This window comes from Pseudomonas farris (assembly GCF_019145235.1).
Classification (GTDB): domain Bacteria; phylum Pseudomonadota; class Gammaproteobacteria; order Pseudomonadales; family Pseudomonadaceae; genus Aquipseudomonas; species Aquipseudomonas farris.
The window spans coordinates 183,806-201,651 of the sequence record NZ_JAHSTV010000004.1; the positions used below are offsets into that span (position 1 = coordinate 183,806).

General features: G+C 57.1%; 16 protein-coding genes. 15 read left to right on the top strand and 1 reads right to left on the bottom strand.

Going from position 1 to position 17,846, the window contains the following annotated elements:
* The first annotated feature begins 31 nt into the window (after positions 1-31).
* The 15 genes from KVG95_RS09900 (at position 32) to KVG95_RS09970 (ending at position 17,576) form a co-directional block, all read left to right on the top strand.
* Positions 32-1,024: a LacI family DNA-binding transcriptional regulator gene (locus tag KVG95_RS09900; protein WP_217856051.1), complete on the top strand. Its 993-nt coding sequence runs from the start codon at positions 32-34 to the stop codon at positions 1,022-1,024.
* A 670-nt stretch (positions 1,025-1,694) separates the two neighbouring features.
* The gene (rfaH, locus tag KVG95_RS09905) at positions 1,695-2,216 is read left to right on the top strand and encodes a transcription/translation regulatory transformer protein RfaH (protein ID WP_217856490.1); all 522 of its coding nucleotides are present in this window, start codon (positions 1,695-1,697) and stop codon (positions 2,214-2,216) included.
* A 233-nt stretch (positions 2,217-2,449) separates the two neighbouring features.
* Positions 2,450-3,604 (top strand): outer membrane beta-barrel protein, encoded by a 1,155-nt coding sequence (locus tag KVG95_RS09910; RefSeq protein ID WP_217856053.1) that lies wholly within the window; start codon positions 2,450-2,452, stop codon positions 3,602-3,604.
* 12 nt (positions 3,605-3,616) lie between these two features.
* The gene (locus KVG95_RS09915) at positions 3,617-4,150 is read left to right on the top strand and encodes a polysaccharide biosynthesis/export family protein (RefSeq protein WP_123721779.1); all 534 of its coding nucleotides are present in this window, start codon (positions 3,617-3,619) and stop codon (positions 4,148-4,150) included.
* 2 nt (positions 4,151-4,152) lie between these two features.
* Positions 4,153-6,399: a GumC family protein gene (locus KVG95_RS09920; RefSeq protein ID WP_217856055.1), complete on the top strand. Its 2,247-nt coding sequence runs from the start codon at positions 4,153-4,155 to the stop codon at positions 6,397-6,399.
* Between the two features lie 142 nt (positions 6,400-6,541).
* A complete protein-coding gene (locus KVG95_RS09925) occupies positions 6,542-7,933 on the top strand; it encodes an undecaprenyl-phosphate glucose phosphotransferase (protein WP_225922976.1) in 1,392 nt (463 codons plus the stop codon).
* An 11-nt stretch (positions 7,934-7,944) separates the two neighbouring features.
* Positions 7,945-8,652: a WecB/TagA/CpsF family glycosyltransferase gene (locus tag KVG95_RS09930; protein ID WP_217856057.1), complete on the top strand. Its 708-nt coding sequence runs from the start codon at positions 7,945-7,947 to the stop codon at positions 8,650-8,652.
* Positions 8,653-8,675: 23 nt separating this feature from the next.
* A complete protein-coding gene (locus tag KVG95_RS09935; RefSeq protein WP_217856059.1) occupies positions 8,676-9,755 on the top strand; it encodes a glycosyltransferase in 1,080 nt (359 codons plus the stop codon).
* Positions 9,752-10,864 carry a glycosyltransferase gene (locus KVG95_RS09940; protein WP_217856061.1) on the top strand — a complete coding sequence of 371 codons (1,113 nt, stop codon included), beginning with the start codon at positions 9,752-9,754 and terminating at the stop codon, positions 10,862-10,864. The genes KVG95_RS09935 and KVG95_RS09940 overlap by 4 nt, the downstream gene beginning before the upstream one ends.
* Complete coding sequence (locus tag KVG95_RS09945; protein WP_217856063.1) at positions 10,861-12,174, top strand: O-antigen ligase family protein; 1,314 nt, start codon at positions 10,861-10,863, stop codon at positions 12,172-12,174. The genes KVG95_RS09940 and KVG95_RS09945 overlap by 4 nt, the downstream gene beginning before the upstream one ends.
* Before the next feature lie 17 nt (positions 12,175-12,191).
* Complete coding sequence (locus tag KVG95_RS09950) at positions 12,192-13,145, top strand: glycosyltransferase family 2 protein (RefSeq protein ID WP_217856065.1); 954 nt, start codon at positions 12,192-12,194, stop codon at positions 13,143-13,145.
* A 13-nt stretch (positions 13,146-13,158) separates the two neighbouring features.
* Complete coding sequence (locus tag KVG95_RS09955) at positions 13,159-14,577, top strand: oligosaccharide flippase family protein (RefSeq protein ID WP_217856067.1); 1,419 nt, start codon at positions 13,159-13,161, stop codon at positions 14,575-14,577.
* An 83-nt stretch (positions 14,578-14,660) separates the two neighbouring features.
* Positions 14,661-15,725 (top strand): UDP-glucose 4-epimerase GalE, encoded by a 1,065-nt coding sequence (gene galE, locus KVG95_RS09960; protein WP_217856069.1) that lies wholly within the window; start codon positions 14,661-14,663, stop codon positions 15,723-15,725.
* 11 nt (positions 15,726-15,736) lie between these two features.
* Entirely contained in the window at positions 15,737-17,209 is a 1,473-nt protein-coding gene (locus tag KVG95_RS09965; RefSeq protein ID WP_217856071.1) for a family 16 glycosylhydrolase, read from the top strand.
* A 73-nt stretch (positions 17,210-17,282) separates the two neighbouring features.
* Positions 17,283-17,576, top strand: a complete 294-nt coding sequence (locus KVG95_RS09970; protein ID WP_217856073.1) for a hypothetical protein — start codon at positions 17,283-17,285, stop codon at positions 17,574-17,576.
* A gap of 15 nt (positions 17,577-17,591) precedes the next feature.
* Here KVG95_RS09970 and KVG95_RS09975 read toward each other — a convergent pair whose 3' ends face one another.
* Positions 17,592-17,846, bottom strand: a complete 255-nt coding sequence (locus KVG95_RS09975) for a hypothetical protein (RefSeq protein WP_217856075.1) — start codon at positions 17,844-17,846, stop codon at positions 17,592-17,594.

Consider the following 17,846-nt stretch of genomic DNA (forward strand, 5'->3'; position numbering starts at 1 on the left):
TCCTGCGTCAACCTGACCGGCCTCGCCTCGCATGACTTCAGTGAAAGACGTTGCACAGCTGGCCGGCGTGTCCCTGATGACGGTTTCTCGAGCGCTCAATAATCCGGAAAAACTGAGCCCCGAAACCCTTCAGCGGGTGCGTCGCGCCATTGACGAACTGCAATTCGTACCGAGCCTGTCGGCGCGCAAGATGCGCGGCGACAACCTCCAGTCGCGCACCATCGGTGTGTTCGCACTGGACACCGCGACCACACCGTTCGCGGTCGAACTGCTGCTGTCCATCGAACAAACCGCGCAGCAGGCTGGCTGGAATGTGTTCATTCTTAACCTGTTGAGCAACCCGCCCACCGACCAGAACATCGACCTGATGTTGTCGCACCGTCCCGACGGGTTGATCTTCAGTGCCATGGGGTTTCGCCAGGTGAGCATTCCCGAGCGCTTGAAGAGCAAACCCTTGGTACTCGCCAATTGCCTGGCGGATGACAGTCGCCTGGTCAGTTATGTGCCAGACGACGAAACGGGGCAGTATCGCGCCGTACATCACGCGTTGAGCCAAGGCTATCGGCGCCCTCTTTGTATCAATCTGCCAAAACAGAGTCTGGCTTGGGACCTGCGACACAAGGGCTTGCTGCGTGCCTGTCAGGCATTCGGCCTTGCGCCTGACGCACTCCTGCAATACGACCTTTCCGATCATGATGCCTATGGTGAAACCGCAGCCATCCTCGACCGGCACATTATTGACGGTCGCCCAGAATTCGACATTCTGATTTGTGGCAACGACCGCATTGCCTTTTGTGCCTATCAGCTGTTGTTGGGCCGTGGCCTGAAAATTCCCGACGATGTCGCCGTGCTTGGTTACGACAACATGATCGGCATCGCCGAACTGTTCATCCCGCCGCTGACCACCGTGCAACTGCCGTACTACGAGATCGGTCGCAATGCGGCCCTGCACCTGATCGAGGCCCTCGAAGAATCGGGAGCTCAGCCAGTCGATTGTCCATTGGTGGTCAGGGCGTCGCTATGAAGCGATTGACGCATTCCATTCGTAACCTGAGGCGCTTACGCTCTGGAGGCAACGCGGTAGTGGGCAATCCCCTTGCCCTTTACCAAATCGCGCGCCAATTCAGATTCAATAAAACACTTTAAAAACAATAGATTGAAGTCAGCGAGTGGATTATTGGACAGAAGGCTATATTTTTGACTAGTGACATTTGACAGGCCGTCTGGAGTGGTCGATACCTAAGTGGGTCGACGTATAACAAAAGATGTAACTCCATTAATAGATATACGCTGCCCCTGCGTTTAAGTTCACGATCGAAAGTGCTTGTTTTTCAAAGGACCGTGCGTTCGGACCCTGCGGTAGCTTTGGCCATCGCAAAAGAACACCCTTCCTCTGATGACACGACGACATCACTTATAGCGTTAAGTAACGTTTACACTTTCTATCAAGAGTTTTGATTGAGCGCAGCCCCGACAAGAGAATCTTCCCGCACTAGGCAGCGCCTACGCCAGATTATTGACTCAACCTTTATTGTCATCGTTACTTGTGCATTACATGCTTCATTATTAATACACCTGTTCCAGTGACTTAACACCTTCGCGATTCCACATTCTCTATAGAGTTCATTGGAAGCGCAGTGGCATTGCTGAAGCGCGAACAGGCATGTTTAACCAATATTTCGGAGCTTGCCAGAATGCTGACGAGTACCCAAGGTTCCAACTGGTATCTTTTGCAGTGCAAGCCGCGTCAGGACGAACGGGCACAAATCAATTTATTGCGACAAAACTACGTCATATTTTGCCCGCAAATCATTAGCGAGCGCCTGATTCATGGCAAACCCCATCAATCGCTTGAGTCTCTGTTCCCCGGGTATCTTTTCATTCAGCTGAGCCGTGACGACAAATGGGCTCCGTTGCGTTCTACCCGCGGGGTCAGCCGCATCGTCGATTTCAATCATGGCCCGGCAACGGTCCCGGACGACGTCATCGAGCATCTGCGTATCCGGTGTTTCAAACCACCAGAATTGCACACACCCCAACCGTTCAAGCCTGGGGAAACGCTGCAAATAACCCGAGGACCATTATCGACACTTGAAGGTATTTTCCTGAGCATGTTAGGTGACGAACGCGTCATGATTCTTCTGCACTTCTTGAATAGAGAACATCAGGTTCGCGTGCCATTGACTGACATTGAGCGGCCCCGGCCTAATTTATAAATAAATCATTGTCTTTTTTAACTAGCGCGCCTTGCAACAATCTGTACAGTTCCAAATACATCGCCGTTATTGCCAGCACTCTTTTGAATTATTGCACTCTGCACAGCTATTTGATTGAACTTATAAACTCCTCCCCATGAACAAATTATTGATAGCTATCGGCATTACACAACCACATTCACCCACTTTTTTCCGGTCTATAGTCATTGAACTCACCCCCCAGGAGCAATGATATGACTTTCAAGACCCGCGGCCCTTTCGCACTGTTCATGATCTATTTGTGTCCCGGAACGGCCTGGAGTCTTAATCCCCAGTCCATTGATATCTATGGGTTCGACTTCACCCCTACCCTGCTGTTTTCAGAAAGTTATGATGACAACTTCCGCGAACTGGAGCGGGCGCAGTCTTCCATGGTGACAAAAGTGGCGCCCACTTTCGAACTCAAGGCTGAAGACCGCAACAGTGCCACCCGACTTATCTGGCAGCCTACACGGTACATTTATCATGACGATTCGGATGCCTCGAATACGGCACAACGCGTGCGCCTGAACAGCATCATGGAATTCACCGATCGCCATCGACTGAAACTTGAAGCGGAAGCACGTAAATACGAGCGTACGACGTCGACCGCAGTCGATGGCATCAATGACAAGATTCGCAGTAACCGCGTCAATGGTCTCTATACCTACGGCGCCAGGAGCGCTGCCAATCAGATCGATCTGGGCGCCAGTTACGCTCAACTTCGCTACGACAATTCAGGCGGCATCAACGACGACAAAGAGCGCGATACCACTGGCCTGACCAGCACCTGGTACCACCGCATCGGCAGCAACACACGTGGATTGCTGGAATACGACCATACCGACTTTGATTACCGGTCCAACAACCGTCTCAACAGCACATCCGATGCGGTCCTCGCCGGTGCCGAATGGGATTTCACCGCACGCACCTCCGGCAAAGTCCGTGTGGGTTATGAGCGCAAGAACTTCGATGACAGCAGTGTCGATGACCTCAGTAACCCGACCTGGCGGGTGGATCTGCGATGGAAACCACGAACCTATTCGACCTTCTCGTTTGTTGCCCGCCAAGCCATGGCCGAGGGCGACGACGGTGCTGATGCCGTCAAAACCACCTCGGCCCTGGTCGGCTGGCGTCATGGCTGGACCGAACGCATCACCACGGTGGCCGAAGTCGGGCTGGCCCGCTATGAGTACGAAGGGCAGGAGCGCACTGATGACCTTCGTGATTACAACCTCGCCGTGGAATACGCAATGCGCCGCTGGCTGGATATCGAACTGGGCTATCGCTACCGCAACGATGACTCCGATGCGGACGATCAGAGTTTTGAACGCAACATCTTCCTGCTCAGCTTCAACGTAAGTCTCTAAGAGGTTTTCCCCATGAACTCGCGAATGCTTGGCTTGTTGTTCGTGCCGTGGCTGTTGCCCGTGACTTTTGCAGCAGACACCGGTGCCCAGTATAAACTGGCAGCCGGCGATGTATTGCGCATCACCGTGTTCGGTGAGCGGGATCTGAGCTTCGAGAAAATCCGTCTCAATGATGCCGGAATGTTTTCCTATCCATTTCTGGGTGATATTGCCGCCAAGGGGCTCACTCCCAATCAGGTGGAAAAGATCATCGTCGACGGGCTAAAGCAAGGGTACCTGGTCGACCCCAAGGTCAGCCTCAACCTGATTGCCTACCGCTCGTTCTACATCAATGGAGAGGTACAGAAACCCGGCAGCTATCCGTTCGAGCCCGGGCTGACACTGGAGAAAGCCATCGCTCTGGGCGGCGGCCTGACCGAGCGAGCCTCGATCAAGCGGGTGACCATCGTGCGCGGCGATGGCTCCCCACCACTGACCGACACGGTCACGCGCAGCACCGCCATCGCCCCCGGTGACACCATTTCCATTGCACAAGGCTTTTTCTAATCATGGACAACAGCCCTAGCCTATATGTCGAACGTCCACTCCAGCCGCATGTGCCGCAGCATCAGCCGTACAGCGAGGAAAAGGACACCATTGACCTGCTCAAATACTGGAGGGTGATCTGGCGCGCCCATTGGAAAATCGGCTGGCTGGTACTGCTTGGCTGTGCGCTGGCGATGGCCACGCTGTCGTTCATTCCCTCGCAGTACATCGGCAGCACCACGCTGCTGATCAAAGAAAAAACGCCACCGTTGTTGACCTTTCAGCAAGTCACGGATTCGAGCGCCGGTACCGTCGATTATTTGCAAACGCAACTGGCACTCCTGCAATCGCGGGACCTCGCAGAGCGGGCAGTCAGAAAGCTGAACCTGACCACGCACCCGGTGACCGATCCGCGCCAGCAACCGAAGTCGTGGTTCACGCCGCGCAAGTGGTTGGCAACGCTTGAGCTAGGCCAATGGCTGCCAGTACTAGGCCGTTTGACACCCATCGAGGTAATGCCCTCCGAAGCCGAGATCTTCAATCAAGTCACGCAGAACCTCATGCGGCGTACCAGCGTCAAATTCGTCGGCAAGAGCCAGCTGATCAAAATAGAGGTGGAGCTGCCCGACCCTGGTTTGGCGGCCGCTACCGCCAATGCGATTGCCCAGGGCTTCATCGATAGCCAGCTCGACAACAACCTGAAGTCCTCGCTGACCAATACCAGCTGGATGAACTCACGCCTGATCGAGTTGCGCAATAACCTGCGCAGTGCCGAAAACAAACTTCAGGGCTACCGGGAAGCTCAAGGCCTGGTCGACGTCGGCGGTGTCGCCACCATCAGCGCCAATGAACTGGAATTGACCGGCAATCGCATGATCGATGCCCGCCGTAATCTGGCAGAGGCCGAGAGCCAGTTCCGTCAGGTCCAGGCCCTGAGCAATGGCAACTTGAGCAACCTTTCCAGTGTGCCGGCCGTCTTGAGCAACCCTTTGGTGCAGAAATTCCAGGCTCAACAGGCCAAGGCTCAAGCCAAGGTCGAAGAGTTGTCGGGGCGCTACGGTCCAAAACATCCGACCCTTGCCGCCGCTCGCGCCGAGTTGCGAATGGCCACCGACAGTTTGCGTGTGCAGGTTCAGCAGGTGGTTGCCGGGATTGAACATGAGTACCAGCTATCCCGGGCCAATGAAAACTCACTGCGTAAATCATTCAACAGCAACAAGGCGCAGCTACAGGATATTTCGCGCAAGGAGTTTCAACTGCGTGAGTTCCAGCGTGAAGTTGACAGCAGCCGCGCGCTGTATGAAACCTTCGTCACCCGTTTAAAGGAAACCGCAGCCACGTCCGACATGGACTCCACCAAAGCACGCATCGTCGACCCTGCGATTGTTCCTCTGGAACCGAGCAAGCCACGTAAAACACTGATTCTGGCGATTGTCGCCGTCGTGGCTGCGCTGATCGGTGTAGCACTGGCATTGCTGTCCGAAACCCTGAACAAAACCTTCAAGACCGACGAAGCGATCGAAAGCACACTTGATGTTCCTCTGCTCAGCGTGGTGCCGCTGGTCACCAAAAGAAGCCGCCGACAACTGGCGCGACTGTTCGACGACAACGACCATCCGCGTTTTTGCGAGACCATCCGCAACCTGCGCACCTGGTTGATGCTGCACAGCGGCGACACGCCGTCACACGTGGTACTCGTTGCCTCGACCATGGCCGATGAAGGTAAAAGCACCATCGCCAACAACCTGGCCTACTCACTCGCCAAGCTGGAACGTGTGCTGCTGATCGACGCCGACATGCGCAGACCCAGCCTGTCGCTCAATTTCGATTTTCCGGCTGACGGCCCGGGGTTGGCCAACGTCCTGGCGGGCACTGCGCGGCTCGAAGACTGTATCCGTTCTGTCGGCAATCTCGACATGCTGCCGGCCGGCAAGCTGTCGCCGCCACCGCTGGATCTGCTCAGTTCGTCGCGCCTGGCCCCCATGCTTGAGGCGCTGAAGTCGCGGTATCAACGCATCATCATTGACTCCCCGCCTGCACAAATGGTCAGCGATGCACTGTTGCTGGCCAAGCATTCGGACGCGGTGATCTACGTGATCAAGGCCGAAAGCACGCCTGTCAGCCAGGTACAGAAGTGCCTTGCGATACTGCAGCAGAGTCATGCGCCGGTGTTCGGTGTGGTGCTCAACCAGGTTGACCTGAGCAAGGCCCGCAAACAAGGCTACAGCCATTCCGATACGTTCCAGAACTACGACTACATGTCCCGGTAAAACCTTGCGTCTGCCTCATCCGTAGTTCCCTCCAAACATCTACCAAAAGCTGCTTCATCCCAGTCGAGCTATACCAGCGTGCGGGAACGAGGGCGTGCACTATTCGGCGCCGATGTCCAACCCATGCCCGGAGGTTGCGCCGATGACATCGCTCTACACCGCTCAAATGACGCACCGCCGAGGTCTGACCTTCTGGGGCCAATGGCTGTGCGCGCTCAGTCTGGCCAACCTGCTGCTGATGTTGCTCGTGTATTGGCGCGTCGGCAACCTGACCAGTGAATACCGCGTTCTGATGATTCTCACGGTTCTCGGTTCGGTGCCGATCTACAGCGTCATGCAGGTTTACCACAAGCGTCATGAGTGGTTGTCAGGGCTCGCTCGGCTGCTGACGGCCTGGATGATTTTGCTGGCTGTTCTGATCAGCATTGCCTTCGTCACCCAGACCAGCGTGATTTTCTCGCGTCAGGTGATCATCGTCTGGGCCGTGCTGGGTTATCTGGTTCAGGCGGCGAGCTTTGTGCCCCTGCATTACCTGGCCCGACTGCATTCGCACAAGCTCTGCAACGAGCGCCGCGCGGTGATCATCGGGACGTGTCCAACCGCCCATAAGCTGGCGAGAAAACTGTCCAGACGCAATCGCGTACCGCTACTGGGTTTTATTGCAACCGCCGAACATACCGGCCCGGCCCCGAGCATTCTGCCGCTGCTGGGACGCATCGACGAGATTCGCGAAATCATTACCCGCCTGAATATTCGTCGTGTCTATATCGTCTTGCCGATGGCAAAAGCCGCCATCATCGAAGCGCTGTACATCGATCTTCTGGACATGAATGTCGACGTGGTCTGGATCCCCGATTTCGGCAGCATGGTGCTGCTCAATCATTCGATCTCGGAAATAGAGCGAATGCCGGCCATCTACCTCAATGAAAGCCTCATCAGTTCGCACCCCGGCAGCCTGCTCTGCAAAGAGCTGTTCGAACGTAGCCTGGCCGCCGTGGGCATTATTGTGCTCAGCCCCTTGCTGCTGATCGTGGCGGTAGCCATCAAACTTTCCTCGCCCGGCCCGGTGTTGTTCAAACAAAATCGCTACGGCTGTAACGCTGAGGTGATCAAGGTCTGGAAGTTCCGGTCGATGCGTGTGCACGACGACAACGAAGTCCGTCAGGCCACCCGCGAGGACGACCGCGTCACCCCGCTTGGGCGTTTCTTGCGCCGTAGTTCCATCGACGAACTACCGCAACTGTTCAACGTGCTCTGCGGCGAAATGGCCCTGGTCGGCCCGCGACCGCATGCGGTCACGCACAACATCTACTACACCGGCAAGGTCCGCGCCTACATGGCCCGTCATCGCCTCAAGCCGGGAATCACCGGATTGGCCCAGATCACCGGGCATCGTGGTGAAACACAGACGCTGGAAAAAATGCAGCAGCGCGTCGCCCAAGACCTCAACTACATCAACCAATGGTCGCTGTGGCTCGACATCAAGATTCTGGTCAAGACCCCTTTCACGTTGTTCTCAAAAGACACTTATTGAGGAGTCAGGCAATGATCGACCTGGAATTAATCGGGCATTACGCACCGAATTTGCTGGATGCCAACAAGGCATTTTCCTTCATCAATTTTGCGTCCGTCGGCAGTCTGTTCGACCGGGACCCGACGTCCATCGCCTATTTTTGCGACGGCATGCTGATGTCGACCTTCATGTCGCGCATCACCGGCCGCACGGTCGGCCGGGTCAGCTTCGACTTCACGTCCATCGCCGACGCTGTGTTCAGTTGCGCCGAGAAACAAGGCAAACGCCTCTATTTTGTCGGTGCCCAACAAGCCGAACTAGACCTGTTCCTCAATAAGATCAAGGCTCGCTACCCGGCGCTGATTATTGCCGGTCATCACAATGGCTATTTCGATGAAGCACAGGCCGCGTGCATCCAGGCAGACATCTGCCACAGCGAAGCGAACATCCTGATCGTAGGTTTGGGCGCCGGGCTGCAGGAGCAGTTCGAGCAGGATGCCCTGCGGGCCGGCTTCACCGGGGCGGCATTTACCTGTGGCGGTTTCATTCGCCAAGAGGCCACGGCCACTCATCACTATTACCCTGAGCTGATCAACCGCCTGCATCTGCGCGCGTTCTATCGGATGTACCGCGAACCGCACACCATCAAACGTTACCTGATCGACTACCCGACCAATTTTGTTCATCTATTGGTGAAGATCGTTCGGCGGGAAGTGACCATCAATATCACTTATCCCTGAGCATCCAGCACCGAGCAACGACCATGCATATCCTGTTCATCCTCAAGGACTTCAAGCCCGATGGTGGCCTCGAGCGTGTTCAGCAACGCCTGGCCAGGCAGTTTCTCAAGGATGGCCAGCGTGTCAGTTATTTCGTCATGAACGGCGATACGCCGGGCGATGAAGGAGCTGCCACGCTCAATGGCGGCGGCAATGGAATCGTCGGTCTGATCAAGTCCATCGTATTGCTACGCCGGATTATTCGTCGCGAACAGGTGACCCACCTCATCGCCGCCAAGGAACAAGCCAACCTCTGCACCTGGTTTGCCACCTTGGGTAGCCCATGCAAGGTCATCTACACCCGTCACGCGGCACTCGATTGCGGCGAGCAAAAAATAACCCCCACCACCCTGCGTCTGCTCTATGCGTTGTACCTCTGTGGCAACGGTCGGGTAGTGGCGGTTTCCAACGGCTTGCGTCAGTCCCTCGCCGAGCTGGTGCCCTGGGGTCGCGAGCGCATCCGTTATTGCCCCAATGCGGTGGTCACCGAACAACTGCTCAGTGCCGCACAGACGCCCATGCTCACCGGTTTGCCAGCCGATTTCTGGTTAGCGGTGGGTCGGCTGGTGGAGCCGAAGGGTTTCCACCTGCTGCTCGACGCCTATGCCATGGCCTCAAGCAGTGCCGCGCTGCCGGATCTGGTGATCATCGGCGATGGCCCGCAACTCGCCGCGCTGACCTCACAGGCCAGTCGCCTGGGCATCGAGGACCGAGTGCATTTCACCGGTTTTCTGAGCAATCCATACCCTTTGATCAGGCAGGCACGACTGCTGATCTTGAGCTCGTTTCATGAAGGCTTGCCGACCGTCCTGATCGAAGCCCTGGCGCTGGGTACGCCAGTGTTGGCCTGCGACTGCGAAACCGGGCCCAGGGAGCTGCTTGATAACGGTCGTCTCGGCGATCTGGTCAAGGTCAATGACGTACCGGCGCTGGCCGAAGGGATGCTGCGCAGCGTGACCTCGCAACACCATGCTGCGCCAAGCGGCCAAGTGGCCGCTGACGCTGTCCGACAGTACACCAGCCAATGCGCCGCGCAGGCGTACTACCAGGTATGGAATCAATGAAAAGGCTGCTGATTATCCTGCAGGACTTGCGCGGGGGTGGCGCCGAAAAAATGATGGTGCGCCTCGCCACTGCGCTGACTGATGCAGGCAATGACGTGACCTTACTGATGCTCACCGATACAGGTGTGAACTCGGCGTGCATCGACCCAAGGGTCAAGCGCGTCGAGTTGCACAGTGCGCGCAGCTCCAGGGCGGTGCCGGCGCTGGCACGCTTTCTTCGCCAAAACCGCTTTGACGCGCTACTGGCTGCCCTCACCCACGTCAACGTGGTGGCCATCGCCGCGGCCATGCTGTCCGGTACTCTGGCGCGCCTGCATGTCAGTGAGCGCAATGCGTTTTCTCATGACAAACACGTCAACCCCGCGTTGGCGGTGCGCACCGCGTATCTGTTGGCACCGCTGCTGTATCGACTCATCCCCAATCCGGTGATCTGCGTCTCGCGCGGTGTCGCCCAGGACCTGGTCGATACCACCATCACCCGTGCGCAGGATGTCACCATCGCCGACAACCCGGTGCTCGACAACGATTTTCGCGACAAGGCGCCGGGACGTCCGAAGCACCGCTGGCTGTCGAAAAAAACCACCCCGGTGATTGTCGCCGTAGGTCGTCTGGCACGACAAAAAGGCTTTGATGTATTGATCGATGCCTTTGCCCGATTAGCCGATCCCAGGGTCCGATTGATCATTTTCGGCGAAGGCGCGCTCAGAACCGAGTTGCTCGAGCAAGCAGTCGCCTTGGGCGTGGCCGACCGCTTCGATCTGCCGGGCTATACCAGCGACCCATTGGCGGAAGTGGCAGCGGCCGATTGTTTTGTGCTGTCGTCGCGTTTCGAGGGCAGCCCCAACGCGCTGGTGGAGGCCATGTCCACGGGCACCCCGGTGGTATCGACCCACTGCCCCTATGGCCCGCAAGAGATTCTCGACAATGGCGCGATCGCCCCGCTGGTGGCGGTCGACGACCCTGACGCACTGGCACAGGCCATCACTGTAGAACTGACGTTGTCGCGTGATGCAAACCGTCAGGCGCGCATCGATGCGGCTGCCCGTTTTGTGAGCGCCTGCGCGGCGAAGACCTATCTCGATGCGTTACTTGGGAGCCAGTCGTCATGAACAAACTGGAAGTCAGGTACACCACCCTGCGCGACGCCTTTACATTGTTCGGCGTGCTGTTCTATATCCAGGTCATCGGATTTTTTTTCGGGTTGGCGGATACGTCGAATCTGGGCGCAGCCGAAAAAGATCTCGAAGGCAACGTGGTCAACCAGATCTGCGGCCTGATCACCCTGCTGGTTCCGCTGTTCTTTTTCATCCGCAACAAGGTCTTCATCAGCAAAAGCTTTTACAGGAACAACGCCTTCCTGCTGATATTCATGCTCAGCCTGGCCGTATCGATCAGTTGGTCCTACGACCCGATGTTGAGTTTCAAACGTTTTGTGGCGTTGATCAGCATGGTGTTCTTTGCAGGGTTCATCGCCTACAACTACAGCCTCGAGAAAATCGCCTTCATGCTCGGCTGCACCATCGGTGCCGCCGCGTTTTTCGGCTTGATATTCGCGCTGGTAAGGCCGGACATCGCCTTCATCGACGGCGGTATTCGCGATGGTGCGTTCAAGGGGATTTTCCCGGAAAAAAATGCCGGTGCCCGGCTCAACGCGATCGCCATTCTGTTACTGCTGCCGATGATCCGTCAGCGCAATCCCTGGGCCATCATCTGCTCGTTATTCTCGCTGATCGCGATTGCGCTGGCCCAATCTGCCACGGCAGTAGCGCTGATTGTTGCTGGCGCAGTGAGCTATTGGTACTTCCTCACACTGATCCGCTTGCACATCAACCGCTCACTGACAGCATTCCTCGGTACAACAATCATCTATTTTCTGATTTGCCTGTTTCTATACGGCAATTACACCCTGCTGCTGGAGCTGATGGGTCGTGACGCGTCACTTACCGATCGCACGCTGATCTGGGAGCTGCTCACACCGCTGATCGACGCCGAATTCCTCAAGGGTTACGGCTTCGGCGCCTTCTGGTCCAGCCCGGGCGCCGAGATATTCATCAACCGCTGGGGTTACATCGGCAATGCCCACAGCGGCTACATGGAGACCTTGCTCAACGGCGGTGTCATTCAGCTGACAGCGCTGATCTTCATGCTGATCGAGGCGCTGATCAAACACTACCGGGCTGTGGTGGCGGATCAGTCGTCACGGTTTCACGCCAGCGCAATGATCATCATCGGATCGTTCATGCTCACCAACTATGTGGCGTATGTCATTCCCAATTACCGCTCGGCAGAGTTCATGGTGTTCTGTGTCCTGGCCCTGTCCTTCCGGCATCACCACGTGACATACCCCCAGTTGTCACCGGCAACCCTGCGTCAACGTCCGCCTGGCAAGGCATTACCACGCGACTCGGCCAAGGCGTAACAAGAGGAGAAATAACCGTGCCAGACCAAGCCCTCCCTTCACCCCATTCAGTGTGCGTCATAATCGCGATGTACAACGGCGCCGACAGCATTGAGCAAACACTGGCGTCCGTGGCCGGGCAAACGCGACTGCCCGATCACGTCATCGTCATCGACGATGGTTCCACCGATGATGGCCCCCAACGGGTCAAGGACTTCGCGGCGCCGTTTCGCCTGACGCTGTTGCACCAAGCCAACGAAGGCCAGGCCAGCGCCCGCAACCACGGACTGCAGCACTCTGAAGAGACTTTTGTGGCGTTTCTCGATGCCGATGACAGATGGTATCCGCAAAAACTGGAGCAACAAGTGGCACTGTTTGACGAACTGAGTCGTCAGGGACGGCCGGTGGGGCTGGTCGATTGCTACGTGCATAACGATTACAGCGACGGCAAGCGAATACTGGAAAACCGGCAAAAAAACGGTAGGCATTTCGACGATTTCATCCGCGCCAACGTCCTTAATGGCGTGTCCTCCGCGATGGTCAGACGCGACGTTATCATGCAACTAGGCGGCTTCAATGCCAGCCTGCGTTACTCCGAAGACCGCTTCATGTGGACCCGGATCGCCGAACACTGGGAGATCCACACGGTGCCGGAGGTGCTGCTGCAGCGCATGGTCAACAGCGCCAACATGACCGCGCAACCGACAAGGTACTACCCGTACAAGATCAGGTTCATCGAAGCGTTCCTCGCCCTCTATGGCGCGCAGCTCAGCAAGCAGCAACGGATCGATTTCGCGCTGGGCAGCCACAGCGACTTTCTCGAACTGTTTTCCCGCAGAGGCGAGCATGCCCAGGTGATCGGTGTGTACCGGCGAATGCTGGAGTATTCCTGGCAAACGCTGATCTTCAGAAACGGCAAACCGACATTGCGCTTCCTCTACGCGTGCGTCCGATCATTGCGCAAGCCAGCTGCGTCAACCACCGCTCATTGAGCCGGTATCCGCCATGGCCAATCACCGACTGGTTAAATTGATCTGGATTTTCACGGAAAAATTCGGCCTGATTTTCCTGTCGATGATTACCTTTGTCGCGTATGCCAGGCTGCTGTCGCCCACAGAGTTGGGTGTGGGCACGGTCATCATTGCCATCGTCGAGTTGATCGGCATGATTTATTCCTCGGTTCTGGAAGACCCGCTGGTACGACTCGAGCGGCTGGAAGACAAACACATCGCCACAGCCTTCTGGGCGTCGGTACTCGTCAGCCTGGCGTCCATCGTCGTCATCTCGGGCGCAGCGATTCTGTACGCGCCCGACCCGATTCTGCAATGGATGACGGCGGTGGCCTCGGTAAAAATCCTGTTCACCATGATGGCGCGGGTCTATGTGGCGCAAATGCGCCGTAGCGGCAACTTCAGGATGCTGGCGTCACGCACGCTGCTGGGCAAGGTGTGTGGTGGCGTGGGCGGCATCGCTGTCGCGCTCTGGGGATTGGGCGCCTGGGCGGTCATTGCCCAGGCACTGATCATGGAGTTCGTGTCCATTATCGTATTGATGCGCGCAGACCCGCGCCGCATTGCCTTTTACATTGACGGCCCGCTCTTGCGCGAACTGTTGAAAGCCGGCGCACCGGTTGCCGTCAACGCGCTGAGTTCGCAAACGCTACAGCGCGGGGTCACCGTCATCCTGGGCATGACGGCCGGCACCAACGCGGTTGGCATGTTCAACATGGCGATGCGCATCATCGATCTGCCCCGCACGGCGATCTATCACGGCCTGATCAGCTATGCGCTGCCGGTGTTTGCCCGACGCAGCGCCGATCCATCGCGGTTGCGCGCGATCATCAGCGATTCGACCGCCGTCAGCTGCTTCCTGCTGACGCCCCTGTTCATCGGCATCGCACTCACGGCGCACGACCTGATCCTGTTGATCTTCGGCGCCAAATGGACCGAGGCCATTCCCCTGCTGCAAGTGCTTGCGTGCACGGCAGCCATCGGTAATACCGCCATGTACGCCACGACCGCACTGGTCGCGGTCAATTGCAGCCACCTGACCATCAAGGCCGAAGTGGCAACCACCGTATTGGCACTGGCGCTGGTCTATGGCTTCGGCAGCCTCTATGGCGGCATGGCCGCCGCCCTCGCCCTGCTGGCCCGGATGGCGATCATCACGCCACTGCAAATCCGCGGGTTGAACAGTGCAATCGGCTATGGCTGGCGGCGATTTTTCGAAACCAATTATCGCAGCGTGATTGCTTCGTTCGTCATGGCAGCGATCGTCCTGATGGTTTCTTCCCGCCTGGGTGTTCAGGGCTACTTACACCTGATCTGCAGCATCGTGGTTGGCGCGCTGAGTTATGCCGTGGCGTATAGCGTGATGCATCCGCGCTGGCTGCAAGAATTCAAATCGGTTTTCACCACCCGCTGAGAGGACGCACCCGACAAGCTTTTCCCTTCCCGGATCACATTCTCCTGACTCGTGCAATTTCCTTGTGACAGGAACGCCTCATCATGCACAAAACCACGTTGATTACCGGCGGGGCCGGATACATCGGCTCCCATACCACCCTTGCCCTGATTGACGCCGGTCGACAGGTGCTGGTCCTCGATAATCTGTGTAACAGCTGCCGTGAATCGCTCACGCGTCTCGAGCGTTTGACCCTTACACAGGTCGATTTCATTGAAGGCGATATTCGCAATACGAAGCTGCTCGACGATATTTTCAGCCGCTACGACATCGATGCCGTGATGCATTTTGCCGGCCTCAAATCCGTCGAGGAAAGCGTTCGAAAGCCGCTGGATTATTACGCCAACAATGTGGTTGGCACACTCAATCTCTGCCATGCGATGGCCCTACACGAAGTCTTCAAACTGGTGTTCAGCTCATCGGCCACCGTGTATGGCGCCCCCCGGCAGATACCGATCATTGAAGACTTGGGCACCGGTAAACCGGTCAGTCCGTACGGTCGCACCAAGCTCACGACCGAAGAATTGCTCACCGACCTGTGCCTGTCGGACCCGCGCTGGAACATCGCTGTGTTGCGCTACTTCAACCCGATCGGCGCGCACGAGAGCGGGCTGATCGGGGAAAACCCCAATGGCCGGCCCAATAACCTGCTGCCTTGCCTGACCCAGGTCGCGATGGGGCGAGTGCCCGAACTCACTGTGTTCGGCAGCGACTATCCCACTGTCGACGGAACGTGCGTGCGCGATTACGTCCATGTGGTCGACCTTGCCGATGGCCATCTCAAAGCACTGCAAGCGTTGCAGAACAGGAACGGCATCCATGCCTGGAACCTGGGGACCGGTATTGGCTACAGCGTTCTGCAGATCATCCGCGCCTTCGAGGACATCACCGGCATTAGCATCCCCTTCCGATTCGCGCCGCGCCGCGCCGGCGATATCGCTGAATGCTGGGCCAACCCCACCAAGGCCGGGCGTGATCTGGGCTGGTACGCACAGCGCGACCTGGTGCGGATGATCATCGACACTTGGCGATGGCAGTTGCGTAATCCGCATGGCTACCACGCCCAGTCCGATTTATTGGCAACCGTTGCGTTAAAGCAACGGGTATGAGCAAAAGGCCCATGTCCAGGTATGTTCTGCTGATTGTCCTGGCAGCGGTTGTTTGCCACGCGCCTGGAGCGTCCCCACAGCCGCTTGCCGATGGTTTGGTGCTGTGGCTCGACGCTGCCGACGCTTCGAAAATGACCCTCGATGCCCACGCCCGTCTCTTGCGATGGCATGACAAATCCGGCAAAGCCAACGACGCTGCCGTAGACGATGCAGCAAGCGCCTCGCTGCCGTTGCGCGTGGAAAACGCCATGAATGGCCATGCGGTGGTGCGTTTCAGTGGTGCTTCGGCGTTCCTCGGCAAGACCATTCGCGCGGCAAAAGGCCCCGTTACCGTGTTGGTCGTATCACGCAGACTGACCGAACAAAGCAGCAGTGAGACCTGGCAGCGACTGTTCAGCTCGCGCCCGCAGATCGTCGATAACGACAATGTGGCACCGAATTTCGCGATCAGCGTGCAACAGACCACCGCTTACGATCCGACCCTGTTTTTTCTGGAGCTCAACGACGTGCCTATCGGCCCCTATGCGGTTGGGCGCAACGTGGTCGGCAGCGTCGAAGACCTGCGCGGCGACATCGCCGAAGTACTGGTGTACGACCGCCACCTGGCCTCGCTCGAGGAACGGCAGCGCGTGTTTCAGTACCTGGCGAACAAGTGGTCTGTCGCCATGCCCAAGGCTGCCAATTCCTGGACCCGTGCCGGCCCCCTGGGCACAACACCGAAACAGATCAACGCCCACCTGCCGCTGTCCGATCAAGGCAATGTCGGCCAATGGCGGCTGGACCCACGATTTTCCGATGACTTCGATGGCGCGACCCTCAACGCCAATCGCTGGCACGTCAACAATGCCATAGGCACTGAATCGCTCGGGCGTAAGCCGGCACTGTTCAAGCCGGACAATGCCTACTTGAGCGATGGCCATCTGAACATCGTTTTCCGCAAGGAAACCTTGCCGCAAAAATACGTACGACTCGGCTATGAAGGCTATAGCTCGGCGATGGTGCGCACGATCGAGCGCAGTTTTTACGGCTACTACGAAGCCCGCGCCAAACCGATGGACTCGGCAGGTTCCAGCGCCTTCTGGCTCGCGTGGACGGGGCTTGCCGATAACGCCACGGAAATCGACATTTTCGAAATTGGCGGCAAAACCAAAAACGCCTCCTTCGACCGCATGTACAACATGAACGCCCACGTTTGGGCCACGCCGCACAGCACCGAGCATTTGAGCGATGGCAGCAACTGGATCAGCCCTTGGCGGCTGGCCAGCGACTTCCATGTCTACGGTTTTGACTGGCAGCCCGACACGTTGCGCTGGTACGTAGACGGCGTCCTGGTGCGCGAGGCAAAGAACACCCACTGGTTTTTCCCGATGCAGATCAACTTTGACAGCGAGGCCATGTGGAACTGGTTCGGCGTTGTCGACGACGCCGATCTGCCCTCCACCTTCCGCGTGGACTACCTCAAGGTTTGGCGCCGCGGTAAATAGCCGCCAGCCACTTTTTTCAGGCGCCTGGTATTACCCAAAATCCAGAAACACACCCATAAAAGAGGTCGCAGCAATGAACGGTACGATGACTTCCGATCAAGCGATAGCCTGCCTAAACCTGGCGCTTGAACGTAATAAACAACTGTTCAGCGAAGCCTATCACTTGAGCCACGCCGCCCTTGATCTTCTCGATCAGCCCCACATGGACATAGAAAAGTTCACGCTGTATCAGAAGAAAAGAAAGCAGGCCGATCTTAAATACCTGGAAGCCATCGAGCACTTGCGATTAATCATGGCTGAGTACCCTGAGCATCTCTTATCAGCTGAGCACTCAATCCATCAGCCGCAGGTTTCGGCTGAGGAATGATGACGACATTTGATCTCAGCGAGTTGCTGTTTCACCGAGGATGAACACCATCATCATCAGCAGCCACAGCAGATACAGGCAACCGAACAGCCGCACCCAGCCCTGATGGCGATAGAGGCCCAGGTAAAATATCAATAGCAGCAAAAACTGCCCGGCAGCGGCGAGCATGATCAGGCTGCTGTTGCGCGGCCAGAACAGCGCGACCAGCACCTCTACCGCCAGAAGCAGCAGCAAGCCGACGTAGACTTTCAATGCGTTCGCCGTGCTCAT